This is a genomic window from Limnohabitans sp. DCL3 (assembly GCF_048019295.1).
Lineage (GTDB): Bacteria > Pseudomonadota > Gammaproteobacteria > Burkholderiales > Burkholderiaceae_C > Limnohabitans_A.
Genome location: NZ_CP171842.1, coordinates 3,227,762 through 3,243,692 on the forward strand (window position 1 = coordinate 3,227,762; position 15,931 = coordinate 3,243,692).

General features: G+C 58.2%; 16 protein-coding genes. 3 read left to right on the forward strand and 13 right to left on the reverse strand.

The features are described 5' to 3' along the window. Window positions 1-4: 4 nt before the first annotated feature. The 3 genes from rsmG to ACHEXK_RS14865 form a co-directional block, all read right to left on the reverse strand. Window positions 5-658, reverse strand: a complete 654-nt coding sequence (rsmG, locus tag ACHEXK_RS14855; protein WP_416547074.1) for a 16S rRNA (guanine(527)-N(7))-methyltransferase RsmG — start codon at window positions 656-658, stop codon at window positions 5-7. Beyond that, entirely contained in the window at window positions 655-2,625 is a 1,971-nt protein-coding gene (gene mnmG, locus ACHEXK_RS14860) for a tRNA uridine-5-carboxymethylaminomethyl(34) synthesis enzyme MnmG (RefSeq protein ID WP_416547076.1), read from the reverse strand. Before mnmG ends, rsmG begins: the two co-directional genes overlap by 4 nt. A 154-nt stretch (window positions 2,626-2,779) precedes the next feature. After that, window positions 2,780-3,247 (reverse strand): Lrp/AsnC family transcriptional regulator, encoded by a 468-nt coding sequence (locus ACHEXK_RS14865; RefSeq protein WP_416547078.1) that lies wholly within the window; start codon window positions 3,245-3,247, stop codon window positions 2,780-2,782. Window positions 3,248-3,367: 120 nt separating this feature from the next. Between ACHEXK_RS14865 and ACHEXK_RS14870 the strand changes: the two genes are divergently transcribed. Then, complete coding sequence (locus ACHEXK_RS14870; RefSeq protein ID WP_416547079.1) at window positions 3,368-6,904, forward strand: indolepyruvate ferredoxin oxidoreductase family protein; 3,537 nt, start codon at window positions 3,368-3,370, stop codon at window positions 6,902-6,904. A gap of 72 nt (window positions 6,905-6,976) precedes the next feature. Here ACHEXK_RS14870 and minE read toward each other — a convergent pair whose 3' ends face one another. The 7 genes from minE to ACHEXK_RS14905 all read right to left on the reverse strand — a co-directional run bounded on the left by minE (window position 6,977) and on the right by ACHEXK_RS14905 (window position 10,679). Beyond that, window positions 6,977-7,237, reverse strand: coding sequence for a cell division topological specificity factor MinE (minE, locus tag ACHEXK_RS14875; RefSeq protein ID WP_090044154.1), 261 nt, complete (start codon window positions 7,235-7,237; stop codon window positions 6,977-6,979). Between the two features lie 3 nt (window positions 7,238-7,240). Then, entirely contained in the window at window positions 7,241-8,056 is an 816-nt protein-coding gene (gene minD / locus ACHEXK_RS14880; protein ID WP_416547081.1) for a septum site-determining protein MinD, read from the reverse strand. Window positions 8,057-8,088: 32 nt separating this feature from the next. Then, entirely contained in the window at window positions 8,089-8,847 is a 759-nt protein-coding gene (gene minC, locus ACHEXK_RS14885; RefSeq protein WP_416547082.1) for a septum site-determining protein MinC, read from the reverse strand. A 285-nt stretch (window positions 8,848-9,132) separates the two neighbouring features. Continuing rightward, on the reverse strand, window positions 9,133-9,342 hold the full coding sequence (locus tag ACHEXK_RS14890) for a DUF2788 domain-containing protein (protein WP_416547083.1): 210 nt from the start codon (window positions 9,340-9,342) through the stop codon (window positions 9,133-9,135). After that, window positions 9,342-10,193 (reverse strand): DUF2189 domain-containing protein, encoded by an 852-nt coding sequence (locus ACHEXK_RS14895; RefSeq protein ID WP_416547084.1) that lies wholly within the window; start codon window positions 10,191-10,193, stop codon window positions 9,342-9,344. The genes ACHEXK_RS14890 and ACHEXK_RS14895 overlap by 1 nt, the downstream gene beginning before the upstream one ends. Window positions 10,194-10,261: 68 nt before the next feature. Then, window positions 10,262-10,456, reverse strand: a complete 195-nt coding sequence (locus ACHEXK_RS14900) for a DUF2892 domain-containing protein (protein WP_416547086.1) — start codon at window positions 10,454-10,456, stop codon at window positions 10,262-10,264. A 25-nt stretch (window positions 10,457-10,481) separates the two neighbouring features. Continuing rightward, on the reverse strand, window positions 10,482-10,679 hold the full coding sequence (locus tag ACHEXK_RS14905; RefSeq protein ID WP_416547088.1) for a heavy-metal-associated domain-containing protein: 198 nt from the start codon (window positions 10,677-10,679) through the stop codon (window positions 10,482-10,484). A 76-nt stretch (window positions 10,680-10,755) separates the two neighbouring features. On the opposite strand from ACHEXK_RS14905, the gene ACHEXK_RS14910 reads away from it, so the two are divergent. Continuing rightward, a complete protein-coding gene (locus ACHEXK_RS14910; RefSeq protein WP_416547090.1) occupies window positions 10,756-12,963 on the forward strand; it encodes a heavy metal translocating P-type ATPase in 2,208 nt (735 codons plus the stop codon). Between the two features lie 88 nt (window positions 12,964-13,051). After that, window positions 13,052-13,633 carry a hemerythrin domain-containing protein gene (locus tag ACHEXK_RS14915; RefSeq protein WP_416547092.1) on the forward strand — a complete coding sequence of 194 codons (582 nt, stop codon included), beginning with the start codon at window positions 13,052-13,054 and terminating at the stop codon, window positions 13,631-13,633. A 15-nt stretch (window positions 13,634-13,648) separates the two neighbouring features. Here the strand turns inward: ACHEXK_RS14915 and ACHEXK_RS14920 are convergent, their stop codons facing one another. The 3 genes from ACHEXK_RS14920 to ACHEXK_RS14930 form a co-directional block, all read right to left on the reverse strand. Beyond that, window positions 13,649-14,773 carry an alkene reductase gene (locus ACHEXK_RS14920; RefSeq protein ID WP_416547094.1) on the reverse strand — a complete coding sequence of 375 codons (1,125 nt, stop codon included), beginning with the start codon at window positions 14,771-14,773 and terminating at the stop codon, window positions 13,649-13,651. A 7-nt stretch (window positions 14,774-14,780) separates the two neighbouring features. Continuing rightward, on the reverse strand, window positions 14,781-15,566 hold the full coding sequence (locus ACHEXK_RS14925) for a class II aldolase/adducin family protein (RefSeq protein WP_416547095.1): 786 nt from the start codon (window positions 15,564-15,566) through the stop codon (window positions 14,781-14,783). Window positions 15,567-15,652: 86 nt separating this feature from the next. Continuing rightward, window positions 15,653-15,928 (reverse strand): YkgJ family cysteine cluster protein, encoded by a 276-nt coding sequence (locus ACHEXK_RS14930; RefSeq protein ID WP_416547096.1) that lies wholly within the window; start codon window positions 15,926-15,928, stop codon window positions 15,653-15,655. Window positions 15,929-15,931 lie beyond the last annotated feature (3 nt).

Below are 15,931 nucleotides of genomic sequence, written 5' to 3' on the forward strand. Positions count from 1 at the left end.
CGGTTCAGTCGTCTTGGGGTCGCATCCAGACCATGCAGCGCTCGACGTCCAAGTCGGGCACCGTCAATGGTTCCACGTGAAACACTTTCACATCGACTGGCAAAGCATCGATCTCATCTTGCGGATGCTTGCCTTTCATGGCCATCCAGACACCGCCCTCGGCCAAAGCCGAGCGTGACCAGGTCACAAAGTCTGGCAAGGAAGCAAAGGCCCTCGAGCAAATCACCGAGTAAGGGTCGGCCAAGGATTCCACCCGCGCATGAACACCCCGCAAATTGGACAATTTCAAACTCGCGGCCACTTGCTGCACAAAAGCGGCTTTTTTGGCCACCGTGTCTACACAGCTGACACTGAGTTCGGGCATGCAAATGGCCAGCACCACGCCGGGCAAACCACCACCAGACCCCACGTCCAGCACCTTGACCTGTGCGCCTTGGGTGTGGCGGCGCAATGGCGCAATGGCGGTCAGGCTGTCCAACAGGTGGTGCGTCAACATGTCCGCCGGGTCGCGCAAGGCGGTCAGGTTGTAGACCTTGTTCCATTTTTGAATGAGCGCCATGTAGTCCAATAGGCGTTGGACTTGTTCATCCGACAAAGCCAAACCCAGGGCTTGCGCACCCGAACGCAAACCCGCCCGCAGGTCCAAGGCGGCACTCATGCCTGCACGCCTTCCTCGGCTGCTTGCATGAAACCCTTGAACCCACCCTTCTTCAGGTGGATCAGCAACAAAGACACACTGGCAGGCGTGATGCCCGAAATGCGCGAAGCCTGGCCCAGCGTTTCTGGCCGGTGTTTGGCCAGTTTCTGACGCGCCTCGATCGACAAAGCTGAGACCTGCATGTAGTCCAGGCTTTCGGGCAAGCGCAGGTGTTCGTAAAAAGCAGCACGCTCCACCTCGCCCTTTTGGCGGTCAATGTAGCCGGAATACTTGGCGGCAATCTCGACTTGCTCAATGACCGTGGCACTCAGATCACCCAATGTTTCACGTGAAACATCGGCGCTTGCCATGCGCCCACCGTCCAAAGACATCAGCGCTTGGTAAGACACATTGGGGCGGCGCAACAAATCAAACAGATTGTGCTCGTGTTCAATGGCTTTGCCCAGCACGCGCACCGATTCTTCGGTTGGCAAGTTGCGCGGGTTCACCCAGACAGACTTCAAGCGCTCTGTTTCACGTGAAACCGCGTCGCGTTTGCGGCTGAAGGCATCCCAGCGGGCATCGTCCACCAAGCCCATTTGCCGCCCCACTTCGGTCAGGCGTGCGTCGGCATTGTCTTCTCTCAGTTGCAAGCGGAACTCGGCTCGGCTGGTGAACATGCGGTAAGGCTCGGTCACGCCCTGGGTCACCAGGTCATCCACCAACACCCCCAAATAGGCTTGGTCGCGCGCTGGCGTCCAAGCGGCCTCACCCCGACATTGCAGCGCGGCATTGATGCCCGCAAACAAGCCTTGTGCGGCGGCTTCTTCGTAGCCCGTGGTGCCGTTGATCTGCCCCGCAAAGAACAGGCCCTGGATCTGGCGCGTCTCAAAGCTGTTTTTCAACGCACGCGGGTCAAAGTAGTCGTATTCAATGGCGTAGCCTGGGCGCAGGATGTGGCAGTTTTCAAGGCCCTTCATCGAGCGCACCAGCTCGTACTGGATGTCAAAGGGCAGACTGGTCGAGATGCCGTTGGGGTAGTACTCGTTCGTCGTCAGGCCTTCAGGCTCCAAGAAAATTTGGTGGCTGTCTTTGTCCGCAAAGCGGTTGATCTTGTCTTCCACGCTCGGGCAGTAGCGCGGACCCACGCCCTCGATCTTGCCGGTGAACATGGGGCTGCGGTCAAAGCCGGAGCGGATGATCTCGTGCGTGCGCTCATTGGTGTGGGTGATCCAGCACGGCACTTGCTGGGGGTGCATGCCGGCTCGGCCCATGAAACTGAACACCGGAACACCCCCTTCAGGGTTCATGCCGCCAGGTACGCCATCGCCGGGCTGCTCGGTACACTTGGAAAAATCGATGGTCCTCCCGTCCAGACGTGGCGGTGTACCGGTCTTCAAGCGCCCTTGCGGCAGCTTCAACTCCTTCAGGCGTGACGACAAGCTGACGGCTGGCGGGTCGCCCGCCCTGCCTGCTGCGTAGTTCTGCAAACCCACATGGATCTTGCCGTCCAAGAAGGTGCCCGCCGTCAGCACCACGGTGCGCGAGCGGAAACGGATACCCACCTGCGTCACGGCACCCACCACCCGGTCGCCCTCCACCATCAAATCGTCCACGGCTTGCTGGAACAGCCACAAATTGGGCTGGTTCTCAAGCATGCGTCGGATGGCGGCTTTGTACAAAATGCGGTCGGCCTGCGCCCGCGTGGCCCGCACAGCCGGCCCCTTGGAGCTGTTGAGGATGCGAAACTGGATGCCCCCTTCGTCGGTGGCCAGCGCCATGGCCCCGCCCAAAGCATCCACCTCTTTGACCAAATGCCCCTTGCCAATGCCTCCGATCGAGGGGTTGCAACTCATTTGACCCAGCGTTTCAATGTTGTGGCTGAGCAAGAGCGTTTTGCAGCCCATGCGTGCTGCGGCCAGCGCCGCTTCAGTTCCAGCATGGCCACCACCGACCACGATCACATCGAATTCTTGAGGGTAAAGCATGAAAAGTCCGCCTTGAACAACGGCCAAAATGGGCGCCATCTGCGCCATGAACCGCCCTGCCTTGGGGTCGGCTGAAGCTGCTTATTTTACAGGCAGGGGTGGCCATTCAACGGATTCAACCCGGCTGCGATTGCCTTGTGCACAAGCCGTGCTCTCAAGGCCGCAGCGGCAAGGCCCCTGCGGCCTTGACTTCACCCAAGGAGAAGCTGGTGTGCAGGTCTTTCACATTGGGCAAATTCAACAGCACATCACGGGCAAAAACGCTGAACGCATGGAGGTCTTGGCACACCACCTGCAACTCAAAGGTGCCGGTGCCGCTGATGTAATGGCAAGCGATCACTTCCGGGATCTTCAAAATCGCTTCTTCCAATTGCCGCGTCACATCGCCGCGGTTGCGCTCGGCATCCAGGCGAACAAAAGCAAACACATCCAGGCCCACTTTTTGGCGATCGATTTCTGCCCGGTAGCCTCGGATGACGCCCGACTCTTCAAGCGCCCTCACACGCCGCCAACAAGGTGCGGCCGACAGACCCACACGTTGTGCCAATTCGGAATTGGTCAAGCGGCCATTGTTTTGAAGTTCATTCAAAATTGCCCAGTCAAATTTGTCCATTGTTTCCAAAATTAACCCTTTCAAGCAAGATTCTTTCAAATCATAGGGCAAATCCTGTCGCCGAAAGCAAGCACCTGTCGCCGGTCCCGTCCTACACTCTGTCATCCATTCAGACGCAGAAAACAGACCATGAACGCCCCTTTGCCCGATTCGGTTCGCCAAGCCTTGAATACCGTGACACTGGACGACAAATACAGCCTCGATGTCGGCCGCGCTTTCATGAGTGGTGTGCAGGCCTTGGTCAAGCTGCCGATGCTGCAACGCCAGCGCGACGCCTTGCAAGGCAAGAACACCGCGGGCTTCATCAGCGGTTACCGGGGCTCACCGCTGGGCAGTTACGACCAGTCGCTGTGGAAAGCCAAAGACCACCTCCAGGCCCAGCACATCGTGTTCCAACCCGGTGTGAACGAGGAGTTGGCCGCCACCGCTTTGTGGGGCACGCAGCAGCTCGGCTTTGCGCCCCCGGGCACCCACAAGTTCGATGGCGTCTTCGGCATTTGGTACGGCAAAGGTCCCGGCGTGGACCGTTGCTCGGACGTGTTCAAACATGCCAACATGGCAGGCACCACCCCCTGGGGCGGCGTGCTGGCCGTGGCCGGTGACGACCACGTGGCCAAAAGCTCCACCGCCGCGCACCAGAGCGACCACATCTTCAAAGCCTGCGGTCTGCCCGTATTTTTTCCAAGCAGTGTGCAAGACATTCTGGACCAAGGCCTGCATGCCCTGGCACTGAGCCGGTTTGCGGGCATTTGGTCGGGCATGAAGACCATCCAAGAGATTGTCGAGTCCAGCGCCACCGCGCACATCGACCCCGAGCGCGTGCAAATCGTGCTGCCGGAGTTTGTCATGCCGCCTGGCGGCGTGCACATCCGCTGGCCCGACACCGCGCTGGAACAAGAAGCCCGTTTGTTCGATTACAAATGGTACGCGGCGCTGGCCTACATCCGCGCCAACAAACTCAACCACAACGTGATCGAAGGTCCAAATGACCGCTTTGGCCTGATCGCCAGCGGCAAGGCCTACAACGACACACGCCAAGCGCTGCTGGACCTGGGGCTCGATGACCCGCGCTGCCGTCAATTGGGCATTCGGGTGCACAAAGTCGCGGTGGTGTGGCCACTGGAAGCGCACTCTACGCGTGAATTTGCCACCGGCCTGCGCGAGATTTTGGTGGTCGAAGAAAAGCGCCAAGTGATCGAATACCAACTCAAAGAAGAACTGTACAACTGGCGCAACGATGTGCGTCCCACCATCTTGGGCAAATTCGACGAGGCCGATGGTGACACCTCCGGGGGCGAATGGTCTGTGCCCAACCCCAGCGAGCGCACCTTGTTGCGGGCCAATGCCGACCTGTCGCCTGCCATCATCGCGCGGGCCATCGCCAAACGCTTGAAAAAGCTGGGCATCGATGCCGACACCAGCGCCCAAATGGAGGCGCATTTGGCAGTGCTCGAGGCCAAAGAGAAGTCACTGCAAACCCTGAACTTGGGCACGGCCGCCGACCGACAACCGTGGTTTTGCTCTGGCTGCCCCCACAACACCTCCACCCAAGTGCCCGAAGGCTCACGTGCCATGGCGGGCATTGGCTGCCATTTCATGAGCATCTGGATGGACCGCAGCACGGTGGGCTTCACGCAAATGGGTGGCGAGGGCGTGCCATGGACAGGCCAACAGCCTTTCAGCAAGGAACAACATGTCTTTGCCAACTTGGGTGATGGCACCTATTTTCACAGTGGCATCTTGGCCGTGCGCCAAAGCGTGGCCTCGGGTGTGAACATCACCTACAAAATTTTGTACAACGACGCGGTGGCCATGACGGGTGGCCAGCCTGTCGGCGAACGCGCAGAGGGGCACAGCGTGGTGCAGATTGCCATGAGCATGCGCGCCGAAGGCGCGCAGCGCATTGTGGTCGTCACTGACGAACCCGAAAAATACGAAGGCGTGGCTTTGGCCGAAGGCGTGCGCGTGTTCCACCGCGACGAGCTTGACCGCATCCAGCGCGAGATGCGCGAGATCCAAGGCACCACCGTCATCATTTACGACCAGACCTGCGCCACCGAAAAACGCCGCCGCCGCAAGCGCGGCACCATGGTGGATCCGGCCGTGCGCGTGATGATCAACGAAGAGGTGTGTGAGGGTTGTGGCGACTGCGGCGTGCAATCGAACTGCTTGTCGGTCGAACCGCTGGAGACACCTTTGGGTCGCAAACGCACCATCAACCAAAGCACCTGCAACAAGGACACCAGCTGCCTCAAAGGCTTTTGCCCCAGCTTTGTCACCGTGGAGGGCGGCACGTTCAAAAAGAAAGCCACATCGACCACCAACAACAGCCAGCCGAGCAACTTGGGCGCATTGCCAGAACCCACACTGCCCACCATTCATCGGCCTTGGGGCATGGTGGTGGCTGGCGTTGGCGGAACAGGCGTGATCACCATCGGTCAACTGTTGGGCATGGCCGCTCACATGGAAGGCAAAGGCATCGTCACGCAAGACTCCGCCGGTCTGGCCCAAAAAGGGGGCGCCACCTGGAGCCACATCCTGATCGCCAACACCCAAGAAGACATCCGCACCACCCGCGTGAGCATGGCCGCAGCCGACTTGATCATCGGCTGTGACCCGATCGTCAGCGCCTCCAAAGAAACCACCTTGCGCATGCGGGCTGGGCGCACCCGTGTCGCCCTGAACAGCAACAGCACACCCACGGCCGCCTTTGTGAAAAACGGCAACTGGCAAAACCCGGCCGAACACTGTGTGGCCGAAATCACCGCCCAAGTCGGTGTGGCTGGGGTGGGCGCTTTTGACGCGGATACGCTGGCCAAACAACTCTTGGGTGATACGATTTATGTGAACCCCATGATCCTCGGCTACGCTTGGCAAAAAGGCTGGGTGCCACTGCACCGTGAGTCTTTGGTGCGTGCCATCGAACTCAATGACGTGCAAGTCAAAAACAATCTTGCTGCTTTCGAATGGGGCCGGCACGCCGCGCACCAATTGGATGTGTTGATGAAGCACATGCAACCCGAACAAGTCATCCAATTCAAAAAACGCGAATCTTTGGAAGACCTGATTGCTGACCGCATGGCACGTTTGACCGACTACCAAGATGCCACCTACGCCCAGCTCTACCAAAGCATCGTGGCACGCGTTCAAGTTTGTGAAGCACCTTTGGGCAAAACCCTGCTCAGTGAAACAGTCGCCCGCCAATTGTTCCGGTTGATGGCTTACAAAGACGAATACGAAGTGGCGCGCCTGCACACCCAAACGGGGTTCTTGGAACGCCTTCAAAACAGCTTCGAAGGCGACTTCAAAGTGCACTACCACTTGGCGCCACCTCTTTGGGCCAAGCGCAACAGCCAAGGCGAATTGGTCAAGAGAAAATTCGGCCCTTTGGTGTTAACGGGCTTCAAAATTTTGGCCCAGCTCAAAGGTCTTCGCGGCACCAAGTTGGACTACTTTGGCAAAACCGAAGAACGCCAAACCGAGCGTGCTTTGATTCGGGAATACACAGAGCACATTGAAAGTGTGCTGGAAAAACTGAGCGCCGACTCACATGCCCATGCCGTCAGTGTGGCGCGTGTGCCGGAAAACATCAAAGGCTTCGGTCACGTCAAGGAACGCCACATCCGCGCGGCACGCAATTTGTGGGCATCACTGCGTGCACAGTGAGCGAACGGGCACCATGAAAAAACCATCGCCTCTGATGAGGCGATGGTTCAAAGGGCTTGAAACCCTAACAATTCAACGTGCGTCAGGCAACTCGATCTTGACTTCAAGCACTTCCAGATTGTCCTGTCGTTCCAAATTGACTTTGATGTCATTGGGGTTGATCTTGATGTACTTGCTGATCACCGCCACCAACTCACGTTGCAGATCCGGCAAGTAATCGGGCTCAGCCACATTGCGGCCACTGCGCTCATGGGCCAAGATGATCTGCAAGCGCTCTTTGGCGACGCTGGCGGTTTTCTTCTTTTCACCCAACAAGAAAGAAAGAAAAGACATGGCTCACTTGCCTCCAAACAAACGTTTGAAGAAACCGGGTTTCTCGGCATCAATGAAGCGCATCGGCTTGTCTTCACCCAAGAAACGATCGATCACATCTTTGTAAGCTTCTGACACGTCGCTGTTGGCCATGTGAATGGCGGGCGTGCCTTGGTTGGAAGCCTGCAAGACGTTTTCGCTTTCAGGAATCACACCCAGCAACTTGATGCGCAAAATGTCCTGAATGTCCTGCAAAGACAACATTTGACCTTCTTCCACCCGATTGGGGTTGTACCGGGTGATCAACAGATGTTCTTTGATCGGCTCCAAGCCCTCGATGGCGCGTTTGGTTTTACTGCCCAGCATGCCCAAAATGCGATCGGAGTCACGCACCGAAGACACCTCGGGGTTGGTCACGACCAATGCCTCGTCGGCAAAGTGCATGGCCATCAAAGCACCGGTCTCGATGCCTGCAGGTGAATCGCACACGATGTACTCGAAACCCATACCCTGCAGGTCATTCAACACCTTTTCAACACCGTCTTGCGACAAAGCGTCTTTGTCACGGGTTTGCGATGCCGCCAACACATACAGGTTGTCGCACTGTTTGTCTTTGATGAGGGCTTGGTTCAGGTTGGCCTCACCCTGGATCACATTGATCAGGTCATACACCACGCGGCGTTCACAGCCCATGATCAGGTCCAGATTGCGCAGACCGACATCGAAGTCAATGACAGCAGTTTTAAAGCCCCTGAGGGCCAGGCCGGTAGCGAAACTGGCACTGGTCGTGGTTTTACCCACGCCGCCTTTGCCAGAGGTCACAACAACAATTTTTGCCATGGAAAAACTTTCTTGGACGCGTTTGAAAAAAATCAGAACTTAAGGGCTGAGATCAGCAATTTGTCCCCATCGGGGCCCGATTGCAAACTCACTTGGGCCACTTGGCCCCAAACATCTTGGGGCAAAGCATTTTCGCTGGTGCGGTAAACACCCGCGATGGAAATCAATTCGGGCTCCATCACTTGGGCAAAGATTTTGGCCTGCGTGTTGCCCCGGGCACCTGCAATGGCTTTGCCACGCAATGCACCATAAACATGGATATGCCCATCGGCAATCACTTCAGCGCCCGCATTGACCATCGCCAAAACAACCAAATCACGACCTTTGGCGTACACCTGCTGGCCGGAACGCAAAGGTTTGTCGATGACCATCGCCCCCCATGGCGTCGCTGCAACCACAGGTGCGGGTTCAGGTGCTGGCGTCAATGGCTGCTCAACGGGCAAGGAACGCCGTATGCGGGCATCTGAAGCATCAACCAAGCCCAGACCCTTGGCTTTCAGCAAAAGTGCCTCGTGGGCCCCTTTGATGGCCAATGGCACCAATTGGTGTTCACGCAAAACCACCATCAGTGCTTGCAAATCCAGTGTTTGGTCGTTTTCGAGACCCAAAGCACCCACATCCACCACCACAGGGTCTTCATCAAAAAAACCAGGGGTCTCGGCCAACTGCTGTTGCAAGGCCAAAGAGACGGCTTGAATGTCTGTGGTTTTGAGCAACAAGGCCACCAAAGACAAATCCGCGCTTTTGATGTCGTAACAGGGCTGTGAAGGGTCTTCTGAAACGATCGCCATGGTGGAGTTGCGGGTGGAAATATGCAAATCTTAACAGCGCACTTCTTCTTTGTTATCTTTGTCTTGTTTTATATCTTTAAATAGTCGTAGTAGTAAAGCATGGCCAAATCTGTGCACAAGTCGTTTTTGTTGAGCATTGACATGCACTTATCCTATTTTCAAGGGTGTGCGTGAGTTGGGTTTTGTGCTGTCACGTCGCAATGAACAACTTGGCCAAGTCAGACCAAGCTGTGGATAACTTGCACTTTCCATGGTTTTTATCCACAGGTTTATCCCGGCCAGTTTTCAAGCCCCAATCAGCCATTGAATGACCCCTTTGGCCACAAAACCCAGCATGCCAAAAGCCAATCCTAAAAAAATTACAAATGTTCCAAATTTGCCAGCTTTGGACTCCCAAGCCAGTTGACCAATGATGAACAGCATGTAAAGCATGAAGGCCCCAACACCAACGGTCAGGCCAAACCAAGCAAATTGCTCTTCGTTGAATCCGAACATCACGCTTCACCCTGGGTGCACAGCCGCTCACCCAAATTGGAAACATCCACCATTTGGCGGTAGGCATGCCAACTGCCGTGACCCAGCATAGGGATGACCAAAATCAAACCCATGAACAAAGAGCCAATGCCCAACAAGCAAAAACCCATGATCAGAAATGCCCACAAACTCATCTGAAATGGATGGGTCAACACGGCTTTCCAACTGGTGAGCACTGCCTGCAGCACTGTCACACGACGGTCCAGCAGCAAAGGCATGGAGATCACACTGGAAGCAAATATCGGCACAGCCATCATGGCACCCAGTCCCAACCAAATTTCAAACAAATACCCTTCTTTGGCCAACACCACATGGCGCATGAAATCGATGGGCGTGAGAATTGGCGTGGGTGCCAATAAAGTGATCAGGGCGGCCGAAGTGATGACCCAACCAGTTGCGGCAAGGCCGAGCAAGAGACCAAAGCGGATCAGACTCCAGTAACTGTCGGCTTCATGCCGCAAGCGCATTTGCCATTGCAACCACGTATTGATCAACAGTTGAAGGTCAACCTTTTCACCTCGCTCCATGGCCCGGCTCATGGCATACAAGCTGGTGGCCAAAACGGGTGCGATCACCATGAAACCAGACAGAGAGCCGGCCAACAACCAAAAACGGTCGTGCGCCAGCCAGGTGATGAGTCCACCCCACAAAGCCAAAATCAAACCGTGCATCATGCTCAGCAGCGGCGAACGCGCTAAATCTTTGAACCCCAGTGCCAGCCAATGCATGGGCTGGTCTTTCAACAAGGGCAAGATGGGTGGCAAGTAAAGCTCAGCGCGTGGCGGAGTTGGTGGTGTGGATAGATTGCGCATCCGCACAGCTTACCCATGTTGAACTTGCACAAGATTGACGTGTGTCAATCTTGAAAATCAGCCATCGATCAGTTGGTTTTATTTTTGCAAGTGTTGATGCCCAGCAGGCTGTAAGGCGGGCACCAACCAGTCAAACCCGTCGCCAAAGGCACCAGGCCGATCCAGCCCCAAACGCCCACGGTATTTGTAGCGGCCAGAACGATCAAGACAAGACCACCCACAATGCGGATGATGCGTTCGATGTTGCCAATGTTTTGGGTCATGTGAAACTCCTGAGTGGGTAAAAATTCAAGCGGTGACTCGGTAACCTTCATCGGCAATGGCCTGAGCCAAAGTTTCACGGCTTTTTTCTGAATCCACTTGCACGCTGTTGTGTGTGCGGTCGATCACAACCTTGGCCTGTGCATCCAATGACAATAAAGCGTTGGTCACTGCTTTTTCGCAGTGGCCACACGTCATGCCTTCGACGGTGAAAATTTGGTTCATGATGCATGCTCTCCAATGAACTGAACACGACCCGTTGGGGTCAGATCTGAGCATAGACCAAAAAGTGCTGCACGCCATGACACAGATCAAGAACGAAATCCCCATCATCTATGACATCGGCATCGGTGGCATGACCTGTGCTTCGTGTGTGGCACGGGTCGAAAAGGCCTTCAAAAAAACGCCCGGTGTGCTCAGCGCCACGGTCAACCTGGCCACAGAATCGGCCCGCATCGAAGTGGCCACCAATGAGGTGACCGACGCACGTCTGCGCCGTGTGGTGCGCGATGCGGGTTATGAACCGCGCACACCCGAAGCACAAACCGATGCAAGCCGTGCATCACCTTGGGCAGGGTTCATGCCCGTCGGCGTGGGCCTGTTGTTGACCATGCCCTTGGTTTTGCCCATGCTGGCCGCGTTGTGGGGGGCGCACTGGATGCTGCCTGCTTGGTTGCAATTTGCCTTGGCCACACCCGTACAGTTCGTGCTGGGCGCACGCTTTTACAAAGCGGGCTGGCATGCGCTGAAGGCGCTCACGGGCAACATGGATTTGCTGGTGTCTCTGGGTACCACCGCAGGTTGGGCCTTGTCGGTTTGGTTGTGGCTCACGGCGCAGGCCGGGCACGCGCCGCATTTGTACTTTGAGGGCTCGGCCGTGGTCATCACCTTGGTGATGCTCGGCAAATGGCTGGAAACGCGAGCCAAGCGCCAGACCACCGAGGCGATTCGTGCCTTGCACGCCCTGCGTCCGGGCATCGTGCATTGGCTTGGCGAAGAAGGCGAGCTGGATGTGCCGGTGGATGAAATATTGGTGGGTGACCAAATCGTCGTACGCCCCGGTGAGCGTTTTCCGCTGGACGGCGAACTGGTCGAAGGCCAAACCCAGGTGGACGAATCCATGCTGACCGGCGAGCCCCTGCCCGTGGCCAAAGCACCGGGTGCGGCTTTGACCGGCGGCGCCATCAATGGCGAAGGGCGTGTGCGCATGCGTGTGACCGCTGTGGGCCATGAAACCGTGCTCTCGCACATCATCCGCTTGGTGGAAGATGCACAAGCGGCCAAAGCGCCCATTCAGCGGCTGGTGGACCAAGTGGCCCAAGTGTTTGTGCCCGTGGTGCTGTTGATCGCCTTGCTCACCTTGGGTGCGTGGATGGCGGTGGGGGCCGACTTTGAAACAGCCCTGATTCACGCGGTGGCCGTGCTGGTCATTGCCTGCCCTTGCGCCCTGGGTTTGGCCACGCCCGTGGCCATCATGGCGGGCACGGGTGTAGCGGCCAAACACGGCATCTTGATCAAAGACGTGCAGGCGCTGGAGCTGGCGCACCGCGTGCAAACCGTGGCCTTTGACAAAACCGGTACGCTCACGGTCGGTCAACCGCGCTTGCTGGCCCATGTGCCCGCACCAGGCGTCGATGCCCAAGGGGCGCTGGCTTTGGCCGCACGCGTGCAAAGCGGCAGTGAACACCCTTTGGCGCGCGCAGTGGTCAGCGCGGCGCAAGCCCAAGGCCTGTCAGGCCCCACAGCACAAGACTTGCTAGCGGTGCCGGGCAAAGGCGTGATGGCCCATGTGGACGGCAAGCAGCTGCTGCTGGGCAGTTTGCGTTGGCTGCAAGAAGAAGGCTTGGACATTGGCAACTGGTCGTCAGAGATTGACACTTTGCGCGCGCAAGGCGCGAGCCTCTCGGCCTTGGCCCAGCGCACCGATGCAGGTTTGCAGGCCCTGCTGCTCATGGGTTTTGGCGATGAACCCAAAGCGGGCGCTGCGCAAGCCTTGGCTGCCCTGCGCGATCGTGGCCTGAAGCTGGTGATGATTTCGGGTGACAACCAAGCGGCTGCTGAGGCCATGGCGCGCCGCTTGGGCTTGCGCCCCGAAACGGGCGAGGTGTTGGCCGATGTGCTGCCTGGTGACAAGTCGGCGCAGGTCCAAAAACTGCGCAGGGGTGGTCAGGTGGTGGCCATGGTGGGTGACGGGGTGAACGACGCGCCCGCCTTGGCCGCTGCCGATGTCGGCATGGCCATGGGCAACGGCACCGATGTGGCCATGCATGCCGCAGGCATCACGCTCATGCGTGGCGACGTCGCGCTGGTGGGCGCTGCGTTCGACATCTCGGCCCGCACCGTCGCCAAGATCCGGCAGAACCTGTTTTGGGCTTTTGCCTACAACGTGGCGGGCATCCCTTTGGCCGCTCTGGGTTACCTCAACCCCATGATGGCGGGCGCGGCCATGGCGCTCAGCTCGGTGAGCGTGATGGCCAATGCTTTACTGCTCAAGCGTTGGAAACCGTGAAGGCCTGAATGCCTATTTTTTGACATGTGTCATGGCGTGCAATCGCTCACAGGGGCAAAGTGAATGCCATCACTTCAGAAAACGCAATATGCAAGCCCTCAGCGCCCTTCAGATCATCCGCGACGAGCACGCCAGCTTGGCCGCCATGCTCAAATCCATGCGGCTCATGGTTCGGATGGGACCTGTGGACGATCCGCGCAAATTCTTCGATGTGTTGCGCAGCATGCTGTTCTACATCGACGAATTCCCGGAGCGCCTGCACCATCCCAAAGAATCCCATCTGCTGTTCACCAAGATCGTCAAATTGGCGCCTCACGTCATGGGGGCCGTGGACAAACTGGAGCGGGATCATGTGCACAGCGAAAAGGCTGCGCGCGATCTGCAACACCTGCTCCTGTCCTGGGAGCTTTTGGGTCCGAGCAAACGCGTGGCTTTCGAGGTGGCGATGGAGCAATACATCGACTTTTATCTGGAACACATGAGCCTGGAGGAGTCCGTCATCCTGCCCGAAGTCGAACGGTGTTTTTCAGCGCAAGAGATCCAGACGCTCGATGAGGCCTTTGCCGAAAATGCCGACCCGCTCACGGGGCACTACCCCCCAGCGCAAGCGTTTGAAAAACTTTTCAGCATGATCGTCACAAGAGCCCCTTCACCCATTGGCTTGGGCTGAAACGCGCCCTTTGCTTCAAGCCTGTTCAAGGCACGGGTAATCGGTGTACCCCGCATCGCCACCACCGTAAAAGGTGGCGCGGTCGGGCGTGTTGAAAGGGCCGCCTTGTTTCAAGCGTGCGCCCAAATCCGGGTTGGCAATGAAGGGGCGGCCGAAAGCAATCAGGTCCGCACCGCGGGCCAGAGACTGATCGGCCAAGCGCAGGTCGTAGCCGTTGTTCAGCATCCATGCGCCGCGTCCGCCCGCTTGGGCGTAGGCCTGGCGCAAAGCGACGTAGTCAAAGGGTTTGTCGCCTTGTTGGTGGTCGCGTGCCGCGCCCGTGGAGCCTTCGATCACATGCACAAAAGCCAAGTCCATTGGGGCCAACAAACGCGCCACATGCTCAAATAAAGGCTGAGGCTGGTCGTCGCTCACCCCGTTCGCGGGTGTCACGGGTGAGAGGCGGATGCCCGTGCGCGGGCCACCGATCTCGGCCACGATGGCCTGCATCACTTCGCGCAAAAAGCGGGCGCGGTTCTCGACCGAGCCGCCATACAGGTCCGTGCGGTGGTTGCTGCTGCTGCGCAAAAACTGGTCGATCAAATAGCCATTGGCCGCGTGCACTTCCACACCGTCAAATCCGGCGGCCATCGCATTGGCCGCAGCGCAGCGGTAGTCTTGCACGATGCTTGGCAGCTCGGCCGCCTCGAGCGCACGCGGCGCGGACACGGGCTCAAATTGGGCTTGGCCGTCCACCAGCAGCACGGTCTTGGTTTGGGCTGTCAGGGCCGAAGGCGCCACAGGCGCTGCGCCACCGGGCTGCAAGCTGGTGTGCGAGACACGGCCCACATGCCACAGCTGCACCACGATCTTGCCGCCTTCGGCGTGCACGGCGTCGGTGACCTGCTTCCAAGAGGCCACTTGCGCATCGTTCCAGATGCCGGGCACATCGGCGTAGCCCTGGCCTTGGTGGCTGATGGCCGTGGCTTCGGTGACGATGAGCCCCGCCCCCGTGGCCGGGTTGGCGCGCTGGCGGTAATAGGTGGCCATGCGGGCGTTGGCCAGCGAGCCTGGTGCGCGGTTGCGGGTGAGTGGGGCCATCACGATGCGTGAGGCCAAAGCGATGCTGCCGACTTGGCAGGGTTCAAACAAAGAGCGCATGGGGTCCTTATTGGGTGTAATCGGGGCTTTCGCGCTCAAGCTTGCGCAGCAGCGAAGGCCAAACAAACGCGCCGCCCAAGCCCCCGGTTTGCACCCGCATGGCGGTGGCCACACCGGTCAAAATTTGCGGGTCCACTGCCGTCAGGTTTTGCGGGCCCGACTGCCCGGCCAGTGCATCCACCTGGATGCGGCAGGTGTTCTCGAAGGTGTACATCGACAAGAACGCGTCGGCAATGGTTTTGCCCACGGTGAGCAAGCCATGGTTGCGCAGCATCAGGAAATTGGCCGCGCCCAAATCGGCTTGCAAGCGCAGCTTTTCGTCATCGCGAATGGCCACGCCCTCGTAGCCATGGTAGGCCAGCGAAGCCAGCACAAACGTGCTCTGCTGGCTGATGGGCAACACGCCATGCGCTTGTGCGCTCACCGCCACCCCAGCTCGGGTGTGGGTGTGCAACACGCAGCCGGCATCGGGCCGCGCCTCGTGCACCGCGCTGTGGATCACAAACCCTGCAGGGTTGACCGGGAAAGGGCTGTCGTGCAGCTTGTTGCATTGCATGTCCACCTTCACCAGGCTGGACGCGGTGATCTCGTCGAACATCAGGCCGTAGGGGTTGATCAAAAACTGGTGGTCATCGCCCGCCACCGAATGCGGCAACTTGACGCTGATGTGGGTGAACACCAAGTCGCTCCAGCCGTATAACGCGACCAGGCGGTAGCACGCGGCCAAGTCCAGCCGCAGCTGCCATTCGTCGGGGTGAACGCTGTCTTTCAAGGAAGGAATCTCAAACGCCATGGTCGTGCTCCGAGGGTCAGCAAAAGGTGCTCAGCTTAGCGGCAAGCGGGGTGGGGGGATGACTTGTTGGAGACTTTATTGGTCATTCAAGAGTTGGGCCGCGTCAATTCCTCCAACCGCATCAGCCAAGCGCGTGCATGCACGCCGCCATCGGCAACAGCCCCACACATCTCCACCGAGGCTTGCAGCTGACCGCACACCGCAGGCCGCGCGGGTTGCCCAAAAATTTTGCAGCGCAGTTGCGCGTCAAGTTGCACGCAGGGCACCCCCGCGGGTTTGCCTTGGGGCATGCCGGGGATGGACGAAGAGATGGATGGGGCGGTGCAGCAAGCGGCGCAACCGGGGCGGCAGGTCAAAGTCATCCG